This is a genomic window from Chitinophaga silvatica (assembly GCF_003419895.1).
Classification (GTDB): domain Bacteria; phylum Bacteroidota; class Bacteroidia; order Chitinophagales; family Chitinophagaceae; genus Chitinophaga; species Chitinophaga silvatica.
In genome coordinates, this window is sequence record NZ_QPMM01000001.1 from 102,556 (window position 1) to 119,250 (window position 16,695).

The 16,695-nt window shown below is 40.2% G+C and carries 13 protein-coding genes; 2 read left to right on the forward strand and 11 right to left on the reverse strand.

Annotated elements, in window-relative coordinates; translation table 11 throughout:
* Nucleotides 1–23: 23 nt before the first annotated feature.
* The 6 genes from lptE to DVR12_RS00385 form a co-directional block, all read right to left on the reverse strand.
* Entirely contained in the window at nt 24–545 is a 522-nt protein-coding gene (lptE, locus tag DVR12_RS00360) for an LPS assembly lipoprotein LptE (protein WP_116973472.1), read from the reverse strand.
* Between the two features lie 12 nt (nt 546–557).
* Nucleotides 558–1,796, reverse strand: coding sequence for a sigma-54 interaction domain-containing protein (locus tag DVR12_RS00365; protein ID WP_116973473.1), 1,239 nt, complete (start codon nt 1,794–1,796; stop codon nt 558–560).
* Between the two features lie 18 nt (nt 1,797–1,814).
* Entirely contained in the window at nt 1,815–3,227 is a 1,413-nt protein-coding gene (gene miaB / locus DVR12_RS00370; RefSeq protein ID WP_116973474.1) for a tRNA (N6-isopentenyl adenosine(37)-C2)-methylthiotransferase MiaB, read from the reverse strand.
* A 73-nt stretch (nt 3,228–3,300) separates the two neighbouring features.
* Complete coding sequence (locus DVR12_RS00375; protein WP_116973475.1) at nt 3,301–3,804, reverse strand: hypothetical protein; 504 nt, start codon at nt 3,802–3,804, stop codon at nt 3,301–3,303.
* A gap of 60 nt (nt 3,805–3,864) precedes the next feature.
* Nucleotides 3,865–4,641 carry a (Fe-S)-binding protein gene (locus tag DVR12_RS00380; protein WP_116973476.1) on the reverse strand — a complete coding sequence of 259 codons (777 nt, stop codon included), beginning with the start codon at nt 4,639–4,641 and terminating at the stop codon, nt 3,865–3,867.
* Between the two features lie 41 nt (nt 4,642–4,682).
* Complete coding sequence (locus tag DVR12_RS00385; protein WP_116973477.1) at nt 4,683–5,999, reverse strand: (Fe-S)-binding protein; 1,317 nt, start codon at nt 5,997–5,999, stop codon at nt 4,683–4,685.
* A 126-nt stretch (nt 6,000–6,125) separates the two neighbouring features.
* Between DVR12_RS00385 and DVR12_RS00390 the strand changes: the two genes are divergently transcribed.
* Entirely contained in the window at nt 6,126–6,623 is a 498-nt protein-coding gene (locus DVR12_RS00390) for a phosphoribosyltransferase family protein (RefSeq protein ID WP_116973478.1), read from the forward strand.
* A 2-nt stretch (nt 6,624–6,625) separates the two neighbouring features.
* Here the strand turns inward: DVR12_RS00390 and DVR12_RS00395 are convergent, their stop codons facing one another.
* On the reverse strand, nt 6,626–7,564 hold the full coding sequence (locus tag DVR12_RS00395; RefSeq protein WP_116973479.1) for a DUF2279 domain-containing protein: 939 nt from the start codon (nt 7,562–7,564) through the stop codon (nt 6,626–6,628).
* Between the two features lie 429 nt (nt 7,565–7,993).
* A complete protein-coding gene (locus DVR12_RS00405; protein ID WP_116973481.1) occupies nt 7,994–9,718 on the reverse strand; it encodes a phospho-sugar mutase in 1,725 nt (574 codons plus the stop codon).
* Nucleotides 9,719–9,843: 125 nt separating this feature from the next.
* On the opposite strand from DVR12_RS00405, the gene DVR12_RS00410 reads away from it, so the two are divergent.
* The gene (locus DVR12_RS00410; RefSeq protein WP_116973482.1) at nt 9,844–10,497 is read left to right on the forward strand and encodes a protein-L-isoaspartate(D-aspartate) O-methyltransferase; all 654 of its coding nucleotides are present in this window, start codon (nt 9,844–9,846) and stop codon (nt 10,495–10,497) included.
* A gap of 199 nt (nt 10,498–10,696) precedes the next feature.
* On the opposite strand, the gene DVR12_RS00415 is transcribed toward DVR12_RS00410, so the two are convergent.
* The 3 genes from DVR12_RS00415 to DVR12_RS00425 all read right to left on the reverse strand — a co-directional run bounded on the left by DVR12_RS00415 (nt 10,697) and on the right by DVR12_RS00425 (nt 16,663).
* Nucleotides 10,697–13,186 (reverse strand): TonB-dependent receptor, encoded by a 2,490-nt coding sequence (locus DVR12_RS00415; protein WP_116973483.1) that lies wholly within the window; start codon nt 13,184–13,186, stop codon nt 10,697–10,699.
* 172 nt (nt 13,187–13,358) lie between these two features.
* Complete coding sequence (locus DVR12_RS00420; protein ID WP_158563168.1) at nt 13,359–15,938, reverse strand: outer membrane beta-barrel family protein; 2,580 nt, start codon at nt 15,936–15,938, stop codon at nt 13,359–13,361.
* Between the two features lie 170 nt (nt 15,939–16,108).
* Entirely contained in the window at nt 16,109–16,663 is a 555-nt protein-coding gene (locus tag DVR12_RS00425; protein WP_147323388.1) for a DUF445 domain-containing protein, read from the reverse strand.
* Nucleotides 16,664–16,695: the final 32 nt, after the last annotated feature.

Sequence of the window (16,695 nt, forward strand, 5' to 3'; positions counted from 1 at the left end):
TAATGTAGTAAAAAAAGGATTAATTACCAGTTAGCAAAAGCCCGGTTAAATATATCGTCGGTAATTCCCGGAATTAACGGATCATCTAATAATGTATTTTCTACGCTGTTAGGCATTCTGTTGGCGTTGAACTCGGCCGACCGGCTGAAAGATTGTGTCCAGCCTTTTTTATCACCAACCCGTTTAATGAAAACAACGTTTACGGTAACTGTCAACCTGGATTGTGTAGGCTTGTCAACGTCCGTTACGGCCGCATTACTGAATGAATATCCGGTAATCGTACCTCTGAACTCATAATCGGCTTTAGGCTCAGTTTCAGGAACCAAAACCAGCCTGGTTTGAGAGGTAACTTTATCTCTCAGTTTCTGCGTGATTTTCTGGCTCAGCGTTGGATTATTGATCGGTGCTTTGTTGATGATGAAGCGAACATTCACAGTTTTGGCATCGGGCTCAATACTTGCTCCGGTAGTGGAGTAGTGGACAGAACAGCCAGTCATTACAGCCATCAGGGCAAAAACGACAAATGTTTTTATATATTGAATCATTGATAAATTCGTTTATTCGGCAATGTTATATTCTTTCAGTTTGCGATAAAGGGTACGTTCGGAAATTCCCAAATCCAGCGCTGCATCTTTACGTTTCCCTTTATGTTTTTTCAGTGCTTTTACAATCAGTTCCTTTTCCTTGTCGGCAATCGACAATGTTTCCTCTACTTCTTCGTGATGATCTATTTTATTATCAGCTAAGATGATCGGTTGGGTAGAAGTTATAGCCGGGTTAGGTGTTACCATTTCCGGAGCTGTATTGTAGTTGTGCAGGATATGATTATCGGGATGAAAATCTGCTGAATGAGCGACATTCGGATTTTGCAAAATGTCGAAGAACATTTTTTTAACCTCTGTAACATCTTTCTTCATATCGAAGAACAGCTTATAGAGAATATCTCTTTCGCTGGCAAAGTCGCCCCCCTGTTGTTGAGCAGGGGCCGCTAACATTGGCAAACGGTTAACTTCCGGTTGTTCGGGTAAAAAGCGTCTCAGATCATTTGCCGTGATTAGCTTATCGGTTGCCAATACTGAAATTTGTTCGGCAATATTTTTAAGCTCACGGATATTTCCTCTCCATGGATAATTTACCAGGATATTTCTGGCTTCTTCATCGAGTTGGATGGAAGGAGTCTTATATTTTTCGGAAAAATCGACAGAGAATTTTCTGAACAGTAAAGGAATATCTTCCTTTCTGTCGCGCAGTGCCGGAACCCTGATTGGTACGGTATTCAGACGATAGTAGAGGTCTTCCCGGAATTTTCCCTGTTGGGTGCGTTCAAGGAGATCTCTGTTGGTTGCAGCAACCACTCTGACATCTGTTTTTTGTACTTTGGAAGAACCTACTCTGATATATTCACCGGTTTCTAAAACCCTTAACAGACGTGCCTGGGTTCCCATTGGCATTTCGCCGATTTCATCCAGGAAGATAGTACCTCCGTTTACGGTTTCGAAATAGCCTTTACGGCTATCAACTGCACCGGTAAAGGAACCTTTTTCATGCCCGAATAGTTCTGAATCGATCGTTCCTTCCGGAATAGCACCGCAGTTTACAGCTATAAAAGGATTATGCTTACGCGCACTTAACGCATGAATAATTTGTGAAAATACTTCTTTACCAACTCCACTTTCTCCATTGATCAACACAGTAAGATCTGTATTAGCCACTTGCACAGCCACTTGTAAAGCATAGTTCAGAGCAGGACTATTACCAATAATGCCAAACCTGTTTTTTATAGCCTGTATGTCCATAATCAAAATTTAAAAGTACTATTCAACTGCTTTTCCTAACAAGGTACCGGAAGTGCAGCTATCTACTTTTACCATTACATAATCTCCTTTCTTATAATGTTCTTTCGGAAAGATAATGGCTTTATTTTGATCGTTGCGGCCAAATAATTGATCAGCAGATCTTTTAGAAGGGCCTTCTACCAGTACTTTAAAGGTTTTGCCGACCTCTTTCTCCATACTTTCCTGAGAATGGCGGCGGTACAGTTCAACTATTTCAGCTAATCTTCTCTTCTTCACTTCCTCCGGAATATCATCCTGGTATCTTCTTGCTGCCAGGGTGCCGGGACGTTCGGAATAGAAATACATATAAGCAAGATCGTAATGTACATATTCCATCAAGCTAAGGGTATCCTGATGTTCTTCTTCAGTTTCGGTACAGAAGCCGGTTATAACATCAGTAGAAATACCACAGTCTGGCAGAATTTCACGAATACGATCCACTTTTTTAATATACCACTCACGGGTATATGTTCTGTTCATCAGTTGCAGTATACGAGTATTGCCACTTTGAACAGGTAAGTGAATATAATTACAGATGTTCTCATACTTTTTCATTACAAAAAGTACTTCATCTGTTATGTCTTTAGGATGGGAGGTACTGAAGCGTACTCTTAACATCGGATCAATCTGCGCTACCATTTCGAGCAACCTGGCAAAAGTGATTGTTTCACTGCCATTATCATTAACCCAGTGGTAGGAGTCAACATTCTGTCCGAGTAAGGTAACTTCCTTGTACCCGTTATTAAATAATTCTGCCGCTTCCCTGACAATAGAATGAGCATCTCTGCTTCTCTCACGGCCACGGGTAAACGGTACTACACAGAAGGTACACATATTATTACATCCCCGCATAATAGATACGAAGGAGGTAATACCGTTATTATCCAGTCTGACCGGACTAATATCCCCATATGTTTCCTCTCTGCTTAATAATACATTTACAGATTTCTGACCGGTTTCTGCTTCAGCAATAAGAGCTGGTAAACTTCTGTAAGCATCGGGGCCTACAACTATATCTACCAGTTTCTCTTCTTCCAGCAACTGGCCTTTCAATCTTTCTGCCATACAACCCAATACGCCAACCAGCATACCAGGTATATTCTTCTTATAGCGTTTGAATTCAGTAAGACGTTTACGCACGGTTTGTTCTGCCTTTTCGCGGATAGAACAGGTATTTACCAATATCAGGTTGGCTTCTTCCACATTGCGGGTTGGACCATAACCCTGCTCTCCCAGAATCGACGCTACTATTTCACTATCATTGAAATTCATAGCACAGCCATAACTTTCAATGTAAAATTTTCTATTATATGTTTGGGTGCTGGCCACCGCAGGAGCATAGGCTTCGCCCTGGCGACTTTCATCATGCACTTTAGTATCCAAATCTAGCATCCTGACAAAAATTTAGAAGGGCAAAAATAGGGAATAAAATTTTAAAAATGCCATATTGGCAGAAAGTTTAACCTTAAGCCCCAATGCCTAATTTGGTAGCAATCCAACTATCTTTCAACGGCTGCAACCATTTCGAATCCAACTCACCTTTTGTTAGCACAGTATTGTTAAGATACATCGTATTTTCATTGATATATCCCTTCTCTAATGCATAGGCAACCTGTGCCATAGGTAACAGCTGTACTTTATCGTTTACTATAAAGCCCAATAATAATCTGTCGAACAGGTTTACTTCATATTGTCGCTCCAGACTTTTAATAATCCTTACAGAACTATCTGTGCTACAGCCACTTACAGTAGTTTGAGATTCGTCGGCCAATAAAACAATTACCTGGTTCATCACCACAGCACCCCATCCTTTTACCGGATCTCCATGCGCATTCCATTGAGAGGTGAATTGCTCCAACTGTTCATTTATTTCTAAAACTTCACGTTCACTGAACGGTCTGTTACTCTGATATATCCAAACCCTTGACTCCGGAGAAAAACCGGCAGGGAATAAATTTTTAGTATCCATGGTACAAAGCTAAGCATTTATGAATGGTTATATAAGTTTACCATCCATAATGATTTTTGTTTATATATTTTGTGCGATCAACTCCGCAATATCCAACACCTTCACTTCATCTTCCTTCCCAACTTCTTTCACTCCATCTGTCAGCATAGTCATACAGAAAGGGCAATTCGAAGCAACGATCGAGGCCCCGGTTTCAACGGCTTCCTTACCACGTTCCACATTTATTCTGATATTGCCTTTTTCTTCTTCCTTAAACATCTGGGCACCACCGGCACCACAGCACAGTCCTTTACTACGGCAACGCTTCATTTCTACCAATTCTGCATCCAGTACTTCCAGTACTTTTCGTGGTGCTTCATAAATATTATTTGCTCTACCAAGATAACAGGAGTCGTGATACGTGATTTTCTTTCCTTTAAAGGCACCGCCTTCCTTCATTTTTATCTTTCCTTCATCTATTAACGATTGGAGGAAAGTAGTATGATGAATGACTTCATAATTACCACCAAGTGCCGGGTACTCATTTTTAAGAATATTAAAACAGTGAGGGCAGGCAGTAACAATTTTTTTGACACCATACATATTCAATAACTGAATATTATTTTGTGCCATCATTTGAAAAATAAACTCATTTCCCGCTCTTCTGGCCGGATCACCGGTGCAACTTTCTTCCTTTCCCAATATGGCAAACTGGATACCTACCTTTTCCAGAATGGTAGCAAATGCTCTGGTAATTTTTTGGGCACGCTGATCAAAGCTGCCAGAACAACCTACCCAGAACAATACTTCAGGTGTTTCTCCATTTGCGGCATATTCCGCCATTGTTTTAATCTGCATTCTCAAAATTTTAAATTATTTGCCATATATATTGCTTGCAATTAACTTTCTGTCCATTTATCACGATCGTCCATACTAAATTTCCAGGGTGCCATATTGTTCTCAATATTGCTGAACATATTGGTCCATTCGGCCGGGGCACTGGAAGCTTCCATCACCAGGTAACGACGTAACTGAAGAATGATATCCAATGGACTGATACTCACCGGGCATTCCTCAACACAGGCATTACAGGTGGTACAGGCTCGCAATTCTTCTTCTGTGATATAATCGTGCAATAACGATTTATTGTCATCCACAAACGTGCCCTTATTATCCTTGATGTTTTTACCCACTTCTGTAACACGGTCACGGGTATCCATCATAATCTTGCGGGGTGATAAGCGTTTACCCGTAATATTTGCAGGGCAGGCGGCACTACATCTGCCACATTCTGTACAGCTATAGGCATCCAGCAGATTTTTCCAGGTTAGATCGTTTACATCTTTCGCTCCGAATTTAGGCATGTTTTCGGCCGGTGGGGCTGCTGCTGCTAATTCTGGTTGTAGCATAAGCTGTACTTCATGCTGCACCGACGGCATGTTTTCCATCTCACCCTTAGGTAACAGACTTGCAAAGTAAGCATTTGGAAAAGCCAGAATAATATGCAGATGTTTTGAATAAGGCAGATAGTTAAGAAACGCCAGTATACCTGCAATATGTAACCACCAGCAGGTTCGCTCCAATCCCATTAAAGCTCCATCAGAAAAACCACTGAGCAATGGCGCAAACAATCCTGAAACCAGGAAATTACCGGTAGGCAGATAATGTGCTGCTCCCTTTGCCTGCAACGCCAGATCAGCAGTGTTCATGGTAAGAAAAAGCAACATTAAAGCTATCTCCGTAATCAGGATGTAATTGGCATCCGAACGTGGCCAACCATCCAGGTCCTTACTAATAAAACGCTTTAATTTCAGAATATTCCTTCTTATCAGGAAAATGGCACAACCCAGAATTACCAATGCTGCCAGCACCTCAAATGCACTGATAAACACTGCATATGAAACTCCCAGGAAAGGTAAAAACAGGCGATGGGTTCCTAAAACACCATCCAGAATTATTTCAAGGATTTCAAGATTGATAATCAGAAACCCGGCATAAACGAAAAAGTGTAATACTGCTACCAGTGGGTTCCGAAACATTTTCTTCTGTCCAAACGCCAGCAGCAACACATTTTTCCACCTTTCATTCGGATGATCGCTAATATCCTTATCTCTCCCCAATAAAATGTTCTTCCTGATTTGACGGGCGTTTAGTGTAAACAGATAGACTGCCACTCCAAACAGGATCACAAATAGTAATTCTTGTACAATATGCATTATCTCAGATTTGACACCCTAATTTATGCCTTTTTTAGCTTTCAGCCTTTAGCGACAAGCAGATAGGTACATTTTTTTTCTGTTATCTGAAATCGATCTAATACCTAAAGTCTTATTTTTGCAATTATGGAAAGCAGGAACATCATTTTAACCAAAGATATTATTCAGAAGAAACTGGAGCGGATCGCTTATGAGATTTATGAATTGAATAGCGATGGCACAGAAATTATTCTGGCCGGTATCTGGGATAGGGGAGTAATAATAGCACATAAAATTGCTGCTATCTTAGCTCAGATCTCTCCTTTAAAAACCCATATTATCGAATTGCGGTTAGATAAACAACATCCTAAAGAAGTTGTAGTATCCGAATCCATTGATTTCAATAATAAAGTAATAGTAGTGGTGGATGATGTGGCCAACTCGGGCCGCACCATGTTGTATGCTCTCAAACCTTTACTGGAATTCCTGCCAAAGAAAATTCAAACGGCCGTATTGGTCGACAGGCAACACAAGTCGTTTCCGCTGTCGGTCGATTTTGTTGGCTACTCCCTGGCAACAACCCTGCAGGATATGGTGCTGGTAGAAATGGATGGTGAGGAAATTATATCTGCCTATTTCGAATAATCTCAGAATGCAAGTGCATGTACTTTGACCTTCCCTTCTGAATTGAATTCCAATGCAGGAGCAGGTACCTTTACCATATTCAGCAGCTGAAATAATACTTTAACGCCTTTTTTCCGGGTTTTAATTTTGGTAAAATCGATGTCCGGCGATAGATAGAACTGTCTTACCCTTTTTATATGGGTATAATTTCTGGTGATGCCATGATCATCGGTCCAGATATTATTATCACCCCCGAGCATGCCTTTAGCTCCGTATCCGGCGGAAATATTCAGCCATTTGGGCCAGTTGCTTTGCGGGGCAAACGAGTGCAGGTTTACAGAAAGCCAGTAAGTTTGACCATTATAATCTTTTAGTGTTCTTTCCCAAAAAGAGGGGCCAAATAAGTTTTCTGCTTTTTCTTTTAACAAAGGATCGTCATACTTTTCGGGATGGGCCGAAAATTTTAATTGAATTCGCTGTTCATTCCAGATAAGTTCCTGGCTCACCATAAGAGCAGATCCGACAGCATTGGCACCCATATCGCCCCAGGAGAACCCCCATTCTGAGGAAAATCCATCAAGAATCTCAATAACCGACTGATATCCCAAGCCACTGAAGCCTCCAATCCAGATTTGCTGTTTACGCGATAATCCAGACCATTTCCATAATTCTCTGTTATACTTGCTTATTATATAGGCAGTAAAAATATGTCCGGCTTTATCCATTTGCAGCCATTCGTTCATATCATTAAAGAAGTGAAAGCTACTACGCGGATAACCTTTGTACCAGGCTGTATTAAGGGCGGCAAGACTGGTTCCATAAAGTGTAAGACTGGCACCACCCAGAATCCAGATATGGCCAGGTGAAACAGTATCAGGGATAGAAAAGAAAGGCTCTTTTTTCTGAGCTGTGCTTCTATAGCATAAAAGCGCCAGGGTTATTAGAAGCAGGTATTTTTTCATAGAAGATGGCGGTTGATATTGCTCGCCAGGGCGCAAAGGATAATATTAAGAAGCAAAGAGTTTTTTTAATTGAAGCAAATTTTAAGATGAATTTCAGAAAAAATTTTTCTAAAATGGAAATCTATCTGAAATCCTTATCACATTTGCTTCAATCCTTTTTTACTTAAAAATGGACATTGCCACTTAATATCAATCTTTGCGCCTCTGCGAGGAAAGCTATTTCAGCTGATATTGCTCGCCAGGGCGCAAAGGATAATATTAAGATGCAAAGAGTTTTTTTAATTGAAGCAAATTTTAAGATGAATTACAGAAAAATTTTTTCTAAAATGGAAATCTATCTGAAATCCTTATCACATTTGCTTCAATCCTTTTTTACTTAAAAATGGACATTGCAGCTTAATACCAATCTTTGCGCCTCTGCGAGAAAAGCTATTTCAGCTTCATATCTTCAATGATCCCGCTGATCTTTTTATCAAGTTCGGCGGTCACTTTATCGTAGTCATTAACACTTGCTAAAGGAGCATTAACGCTGAAATAAAATTTGATCTTAGGTTCTGTACCTGAAGGACGTGCAGATATTTTGCTGCCATCTTCCAACACAAATTGAAGCACATTGGATTTTGGAAGATCAAGTGCTTTAATATTACCGGTTTTCAGGTCTTTGATTTGTTGCAATTGATAATCGTAAATGGTAACCACTTGAGAACCATTGATGGTAGCGGGAGGATTTTCGCGATATCCGCGCATCATTTCTGCAATCTCTTCCGCACCTTTCATTCCTTTTTTAGTGATGGAAAGAAGGTCCTCTTTATAATAACCGTAACGAATGTAGATATCGATCAGTTGTTCGAACAGTGATCTGCCTTCATTTCTTGCAAATGCAGCCATTTCACAAATCATGGCAACTGCAGATACTGCGTCTTTATCCCTAACTTTATTACCAATCATATAGCCATATGATTCTTCACCCCCACAAATAAAGTTCTCTTGTGATTCCTTATTATGAATTAATTCAGCAATCCACTTAAAGCCTGTCAACACATTATAGCAGGTTGTATTGTTTTTGGCTGCAAATACATCAATCAGGTCGGAGGTTACTACTGTTTTAGCAATGAAATCGTTAGGTTTGGATAAGCCTTTGGCTTTCCGTTGCTCCACAACATAATTGAACAGCAATACACCCGTTTGATTTCCGTTGGGCAGGATCCAGTTTCCTTTCAGGTCTTTTATAGCAATTCCCACTCTGTCGGCATCCGGATCGGTACCTAATAGGATATCAGCATCCAGCTCTTTGGCTTTTTTCAGGCCAAGGCTCATGGCTTCAGACTCTTCCGGGTTTGGATAAACAACTGTAGGGAAGTTACCATCCGGAGTGGCTTGTTCTTCTACAATATTTACGTTCGTAAACCCAAACAACTGCAATACAGCAGGCACCTGGGTAATACCAGTACCATGAATAGGCGTGTATACAATCTTGAGATCGTGCTGTTTTTTATTGATTTCAGGATTTATAGATAAGTTAAAGACTTCCTTGCGGTAAGCTTCATCTATTTCCTGGCCTATAATCGTAATATTTGCTTCGCCGCCAGACCATTTCACATCATTAGGGGTAAGAATATTTTCTACCTCTCTGATCACATTGCTGTCATGAGGGGGAACTAACTGGGCTCCATCGTTCCAATATGCTTTATAACCGCTGTATTCCTTAGGATTATGGGAGGCTGTAAGTACAACACCACCATTGCATCCCAGGTATCTGATAGCAAAAGACAGCTCAGGTGTCGGACGCAGACTTTCAAATAAGAATACTTTTATTCCGTTGGCCGCAAATACGTTAGCTACTGTTTCGGCAAAGAAACGGGCATTGTTGCGGCTATCATGAGCTAGTGCTACTTTAATTTCTCCGGTGAAGGCTTTTTTGAGGTAATTGGCAAAACCCTGGGTAGCAATGCCTACAGTATACTTATTCATGCGATTGGTACCTACCCCCATTAATCCTCTAAGGCCACCGGTACCAAATTCGAGGTTACGGTAAAAGGCATCTGTCAGCTCATCGGGGTTAGTTTCCTGTAGCTTTTTTATCGCAGCAACGGTTTCAGCGTCGTAATTTCCGTTGAGCCATTGGTCTACTTTGTTCTGTATGTTTGTATCCATGGTTTAATTTTTGAGCATTAGAAATGCTGAAATGGAGTGTAAAGTAAAAATAAAAAAATGAATGAGTAAAATTGCACTCCTCAAAAATTCACTAAAAATCAGAGGTAATAGTTAATTTTGCGGCTATGAGGCGGTATGAAGATACTTATAAACAAAAAGGATTACGCAAACAGTTAGTAGATAGTATCCGGCAGAAAGGCATTACAGATGAAAATGTATTGGCAGCTATCGGTAATATTCCACGGCATTTCTTCCTGGATACGGCTTTTGAAAGTATTGCCTATGACGACCGGGCCTTCCCCATCGGTGAAGGACAAACGATTTCCCAGCCTTATACAGTGGCTTATCAAACCCAGCTGCTTGAAATAAAACCTTATGATAAGGTACTGGAAATTGGTACTGGCAGCGCTTATCAGGCATGCGTGCTGGCAGAGCTGAAGGCTAATGTGTTTACCATAGAAAGACAACGGAAGTTATTTGATCTGGTAAAAACTTTCCCCTTTAAATCACAATATCCGAATATTCGTTTCTTTTATGGAGATGGCTATGAAGGCCTGGCTACCTATGCTCCATTCGATAAAGTATTAGTTACTGCAGCTGCTCCGCAGATCCCTGAAAAATTGTTGCAGCAGTTAAAAGTAGGTGGTAAAATGGTCATCCCGGTTGGTGGTCAGGATGTTCAGCGGATGTTGAGAATCACTAAAGTCAGCGATACGGAAACAGAACAGGAGCTATTCGACAACTTCTCGTTCGTGCCTATGCTTGCCGGCAGGAAATAGCGAGCGTTGCTCGCTTTTGTTTCTCGCAAAGGGGCATAAGAAGCAAAGAAGCATAAGGATTGAAGCGAATGTTATTAAGAATTGCTGAAAAGTTTTTATTTAATAGAAACCTATCAGAAGTCCTTAAAAACATTCGCTTCAATCCTTATGCTTCTTTGCTTCTTATGCCCCTTTGCGAGAAACCAGCGAGCAACGCTCGCTACAATCTACCTTCCTTTGGCTTTTCTTTTTCCTTTTCATCTTCTTTATCCTTGTCTTTATCCTTATCTTCTTCTTCCTGAGGTTTCTTTTTCTTGAACATATTAGGGTCCATTTTCCCAAACCTGTATCGTACATTCAAACGTACAAATCTGGTAATCCTCTTTCTGTTATAATCCTGGATAAACGTCTCTGTTTCGTAGTGCGAGCTGAATTGCTGACTATTAAATAGATCTGCAACATTTACGGAAACAGATAAAGCCCTTTTCATAAACTCTTTACGAATTCCCATATCTACACCGTTCATTGCCTTAAAAGTTCCCTGCGGCTGAATACGTGGTGAACGTACATGCCCGCTTACCTCTATATTAAGATTAGCCGGTAACCTGAATTGAGTATTACCATTGATACCCCAACTTAAATTATCCCTGTTTACATAAATGCTTTTCAACTGGTTGTATTCCAGATTTAAATTGGCCCAGGCTTTCCACCATTTAAAGAAGTTTATACTATAGGATATATTTCCACCGGTGTTCATCTGGGAAGCAAGGTTGGCAGGCATGGTAGTAGTGATCCCCGATTTGGTATCCAACGTACTTAACCTGTCTATATTATCATTGGTGATGGAATAATAACTGCTTATGCTAAAATAATTCCGGCTCTTAGGATAATATTCTGAATAACTGATCTCAAATTTCTTCGAAAGGGCAGGCTGTAATTCGGGATTACCCATTCTAATGTTCTGTGGATCAGAATTATTGATGTATGGTAACAATTGATCAAAGTTTGGTCGGTCTATTCTCGTAGAGAAGTTGAATACCAGGCTTTGATTCTGATTTTTAGGTAAATTATATTTTAAAAACAGGCTGGGGAAAACATTAAAGAAACGATTATTTACAGAAGTATCGCTGGTAAATGAATATCCGTATAGATGCGACTGCTCTATTCTAACACCTACCTGATAGCCCAGGTTACCAATTGCATTGGCAAAATTGACATACCCCGACGATATCGCCTCTTTATAATTGTATTTATTGGATAATAAATTGCTGACTACATAATCCTGCATCCCCCAGTTATAAAGTTCTGCTATATAGTTATTATCAATTTTCCTGGAGGTTGTTTTTAGCCCTGCTTCCAATTTACCTTTTTTACCCATAGGGGAGGTATAATCAGATTGAATAATAAAGAACTTGTTACCATTATTCCCGGAATTTTGTTGCTTGTCGGCATTGGGAACAGTATCAATATTCATATACTTATTCTGTGTAAAATAGGAGCTCCCGTTACTATTATCGCTTATACTATAGGAAGAATAGGCGGTTAATTCGCGGTTGGGCTTTTTGAAAGTACGTTTGTAGTTTAAATTGGTATTGTAGTTCGACCATTTAAAGTTGCTACCATTCAATCTGTTTCCTTCTCTTATAGCATCTTTATCTGAATCTAAATATTCAAGATTGATATGGTCGTCATTTCCTCCGCTACCAAGGCCCATTCCCTGGGAGATAGTGAAAGTATTATGATCATCAAGATAATAATCAAAACCTAATCTCGCACCTTGATTTCTATTAATATTCTCGTTTTTACTGGATTGAGTGAAGTATTTAGTTTTGTTAGTATCACTAACCATATTTTCGCGATAACTAAGTCCGCTGCCTCTGGTTTGCTCATATCTTCCATTGTAGCCGCCGAAGAAATTATATCTGCGAATTCTGAGGCTGGCATTAATGCTTCCGCTACCTTCTCCTCTGGTGGCGCCACCTCCGTTTATCATCACATTATAGCCGATAGCTTTATCCTTTTTCAGTACGATGTTAATAATACCGCCACCTCCATTCGCATCAAATTTGGCAGACGGGTTATTGATGATTTCTACCTTGTCTATTGTTTCCGCAGGAAGCATTTGTAAAGCAGTTTTTACATCTCCAAACGGGGAAGGTTTCCCATCCACGAAGATGGTAACGCTCTTACCTCGTAGGGTAACGTTATCGTCTATATCCACATCTACACTTGGAATGTTTTTAAGGATATCGGTACCTGTTCCGCCTTCAGCGCTGAGTATGCTGGAAGCATCAAAAACCTGGCGATCTATTTGCATAGAGAAAGCAGGTTTTTCAGCTTTGATTTCAACGGTATTCAATACTTTGCCGGCAGCAACCATTCTTAGTATTCCTACATAAGTACTTTTACCTTCAGTGACACGAATGGCTTTTTGGAGCTTATCGTATCCCATAAAAGTAATACGGGTAACATATATACCCGGAGGTACTTTATCGAAAGAAAATGAGCCGGTGGGCGTAGTATATACACCTGTAACTACTGTGGAGTCTTCCTGTTTTAGCAATACAACTGAAGCGTATTCTATAGCTTTACCTGTAGCTTCGTCAACAACTTTTCCTGTTACCTTCAAAGGTGTGTTCGGGTGCGTTTGTGCATGAACGTTATACACAATAGCAAATAGCACAAACAGGAATGTGAGAGATTTTCGCATGCGTGGATCTTAGCAACTTTATTTTCGTGATACAACAACAGCGTAAAAGTAATAGCGTATGGTTTAAATATTAACTAATTATGATGAGTGGTAGGTAAAAAAACATGGCCGGCAGAGCATTTTAGCGCTTCTTGCCGGCCATTTGGTCTGCATTCACCTTCTTTATAAGAAATTAAAACCCTTGCATCTGATCTCCCATATTCATATCTGATCCCTGATCTTTTTTCTTTTTCTTGAACAGAGAAGCATCGAATTTTCCAAAGCGATAGCTAAAGTTCAACTTCACGATTCTTGACTCACGTTTACGAATATAGTCCTGCGAAAATGCGGTAGTGTATTGATTTAACTCGTACTGACGGGTATTGAAGATATCAGAAACACTCAGCGTAACCGATGCTGCTTTGTTTTTCAGGAAATCCTTACGCACTGCAACATCTACTGTACTGAATCCTTTAATAGTTCCCTGTGCTGAAGATGGTATCTGGTTGAAACCACCACCGCCGCCGCCTCGGCCACCACCACCATTACCGCCACTGGAAGGCAGTGCAATCGTTGGTGCCTGGTAAGTACCATTTACCTGGAAGGTAAAGTTAGCCGGGAGCTTCACTTCGGAATTGATTTTAGCAAACCAGCTGAATCCACTGTTGTTAATGTTCTGACCATTTGCATTTACCTTAAGGTCGGTCTGGTACAAGTTTACGTTGGAGGTAAGCGACCAGTTCTTAACAATTTGATTCTTTAAGGTAAACTCGGCTCCGTATGAGTTGCTCCTGTTGGCATTGATAAATTGCGTCAGCAAAGTATCTGCACCGATTGGAGTGCTGATCGTAGAGATCATGTTATTTGTATTCCTGAAATAAACACTACCCAGGAAATTGTTGGCGCCCCAGTTTTTTACATATGAGAGTTCAAAACTGTTGGTATATTCTGGCTTCAGATTAGGATTTCCTTCCCGCTGATTTTGTGGATCGCTATAATCGCGATAGGGTATTAACTGAAAGAAATTAGGTCTGTTTACTCTTCTCGAATAATTCAGTTGGAGTTCCTGATCATGTTTCAGCTTTTGAGACAGAAATAAGCTAGGGAAGAAGCCAGGAACGGCTTTAGTAGGTTTATATTTATTGCCTGCATTTTCACCGGCGTAAATATATTGTTCTACTCTTAATCCTCCCTGGTATCCGAAATTGCCGATGGAATTGGCAAAATTCGCATATCCGGCATATATTTCTTCATTATACTTATAATTATTGGACAGCACTGCATTGGGGATGAAGTTACCACTCAGGGTATCTTTATCCAGAACATCATAAATGCTGCTGTTTCTTCTGATAGTGGCTTTTGCACCCAGTTCAAGCTTCCCGTTTTTACCGATTGGATCAGTATAATCTGTTTGAACGGTTATAAAAGTGGTTTTACCATCAGTGGTGTTTTTTTGAAGCATAGATTGCCCAATCGGATCTCCGGCTGGCGATTGCAGTTGGGTGATATATTCACCGTTCCGGTTATTATTACTTCTGTTGTAGTTCAGATCAGCGCTCCATTCTTTATTTGGTTTAGCGTAGGTGTGTCTGAAATTCAATGCAGTTGTATAGTTGCGGAAACTCATCTTACTATTGTTGAGACGATCATTTTGCCCGGTGATCGATTTGTGGGAATCGTAAAATGTGCTTAGCAGATCTTCATTATTTCTGAAATCACCACCACCGATATTCTGCGTGAGTGATATAGTATTTCTATTGTCTAATGAATATTCGAATCCAATCCTGCCAAATTGAAATAGAGGTTTGCTATTTCCATCGCTTCGTTGGAAGAGATAATTTGTATCGGCTGCGGTACCACTATGGAAGTTGGTTCTATTGGTAGTGCCGTTAGACCAGTTTTGATTTGAATTGATATTATAGTTGGCGAAAACATTCCATTTTCCCTGGCGGATGGCGATATTACCACCACCATTGTATTTATTGTTGTTTCCAATACCTGCATTTACAGCACCATTGAACCCGGCTTTTTTATTTTTCTTCAGCACAATATTCAAAATACCGGACATTCCTTCGGCGTCGTATTTAGCACTTGGGTTAGTTACCAGCTCAATACTTTCAATAGCATCTGCCGGAATCTGGTCGAGGGTGAGGGTAGACGGTTTGCCATCTACAAAGATATTTGGAGAAGAGTTGCGCACAGTAACGTTTCCGTCGATGTCTACATTTACTGCCGGAACACTTTTAAGAACATCCTGTGCTGTTCCGCCAACACTGGTAAGGTTTCTGTCGACGTTAAACACTTTTTTATCAATTCCCATCGTAAAAGCACTTTTTTGGCCGGTTACTTCTACGCTTTGCAGTGTTTTGGTATTAGGTTGAAGTTTAATATTTCCCAAATCCTGTTCAAGAGCCTGGGGAGTGAGTGTAACTTTTTTGAAAACAGAAGTATAGCCCATAAAGTTAATTCTTACGAGCAATGGGCCGAAAGGAAGGTTCTCCAGACTGAAATCGCCATTTGGTTTGGTAAGCATACCTGTAACCACGGAAGAATCTCTTTGCTTTAGAATTGCAACAGATGCATATTCAATGGGTTTCCCGGTTTGAGCATCTAACAATTTACCAAATAAATGTCCTATTTGTGGCATGTTAGGACGGCCTTGTTGTCCTTGTGTTGCCTGCCGGTCCTGTTGGGGGCGGGGTGTCTGTGTTTGTGCATGAACATATGTTTGCAATAAGATCAAGCCTGCAAGCACTGCGTAGCGTTTTTTCATCCTCATAGTTTTTTACCCGGACTTTCTATTCCAATTATGACAAAGGTATCGGGGATGAGGTATGAATGGTTTGTGATTGTGATGAGTGGAATTATAGTCCGAATATTATTATAAATATGACCGGTAAGAGGTCTTAACAGTAGTTAACAATATGTTGTAATTAACAGTAATTAACAGTGTATCAGTGAGTATGCAACCAAATTGATGATACCAATGATTAATCCACCTACTGCTCCAAGCATTTCAAACTGCTTTAATTGGGGAGCCAGACTTTTTTGAAGTGAAGCTGATAATGTAGCAGGAGGGATGCTGTTGATTTTAGAAGTAATGATTTGCTGAATATTTAAATCCTGTTCTATATTATTCAGATATTGATTAATCAATACCGGAAATAATGTATCTAATTCGCTAACCAGATGTGATTTTATTTGAGAAACAATACTGTCGCCAATGAACATAGATAATACAGGCATGGCTTTAGGCAGTCTTTCTCTTAGAAAGCTATCGAGATGTTTATCTACCAGGGGGATCAGGTTTTGCATATTTTCCGGAGACGTAAGTTTAGACCTGATAGCGTCAAAGGAAATTTGTTTGCCTGCAAATTCACCGAGTTGGGAGGCAATAGCAGCCTGATTTTTTACAAGAGATTTCAGTGCAAATGAGACAGCCAGTTTATTAATCAGCCAGCCGATTAGGGCTGATACCAGGGGAAGAATGAAGATCATTGGATGAAAATTGCTTTTGCGCAAAAATAATG

Coding starts and splice junctions, on each gene's coding strand:
- DVR12_RS00405 (WP_116973481.1), bottom strand. CDS start 9,718: ATGGATACAAACATACAGAACAAAGTAGACCAATGGCTCAACGGAAAT.
- DVR12_RS00415 (WP_116973483.1), bottom strand. CDS start 13,186: ATGCGAAAATCTCTCACATTCCTGTTTGTGCTATTTGCTATTGTGTAT.
- DVR12_RS00410 (WP_116973482.1), top strand. CDS start 9,844: ATGAGGCGGTATGAAGATACTTATAAACAAAAAGGATTACGCAAACAG.
- miaB (WP_116973474.1), bottom strand. CDS start 3,227: ATGCTAGATTTGGATACTAAAGTGCATGATGAAAGTCGCCAGGGCGAA.
- DVR12_RS00365 (WP_116973473.1), bottom strand. CDS start 1,796: ATGGACATACAGGCTATAAAAAACAGGTTTGGCATTATTGGTAATAGT.
- DVR12_RS00385 (WP_116973477.1), bottom strand. CDS start 5,999: ATGCATATTGTACAAGAATTACTATTTGTGATCCTGTTTGGAGTGGCA.
- DVR12_RS00390 (WP_116973478.1), top strand. CDS start 6,126: ATGGAAAGCAGGAACATCATTTTAACCAAAGATATTATTCAGAAGAAA.
- DVR12_RS00375 (WP_116973475.1), bottom strand. CDS start 3,804: ATGGATACTAAAAATTTATTCCCTGCCGGTTTTTCTCCGGAGTCAAGG.
- DVR12_RS00420 (WP_158563168.1), bottom strand. CDS start 15,938: ATGAAAAAACGCTACGCAGTGCTTGCAGGCTTGATCTTATTGCAAACA.
- DVR12_RS00425 (WP_147323388.1), bottom strand. CDS start 16,663: ATGATCTTCATTCTTCCCCTGGTATCAGCCCTAATCGGCTGGCTGATT.
- DVR12_RS00395 (WP_116973479.1), bottom strand. CDS start 7,564: ATGAAAAAATACCTGCTTCTAATAACCCTGGCGCTTTTATGCTATAGA.
- lptE (WP_116973472.1), bottom strand. CDS start 545: ATGATTCAATATATAAAAACATTTGTCGTTTTTGCCCTGATGGCTGTA.
- DVR12_RS00380 (WP_116973476.1), bottom strand. CDS start 4,641: ATGCAGATTAAAACAATGGCGGAATATGCCGCAAATGGAGAAACACCT.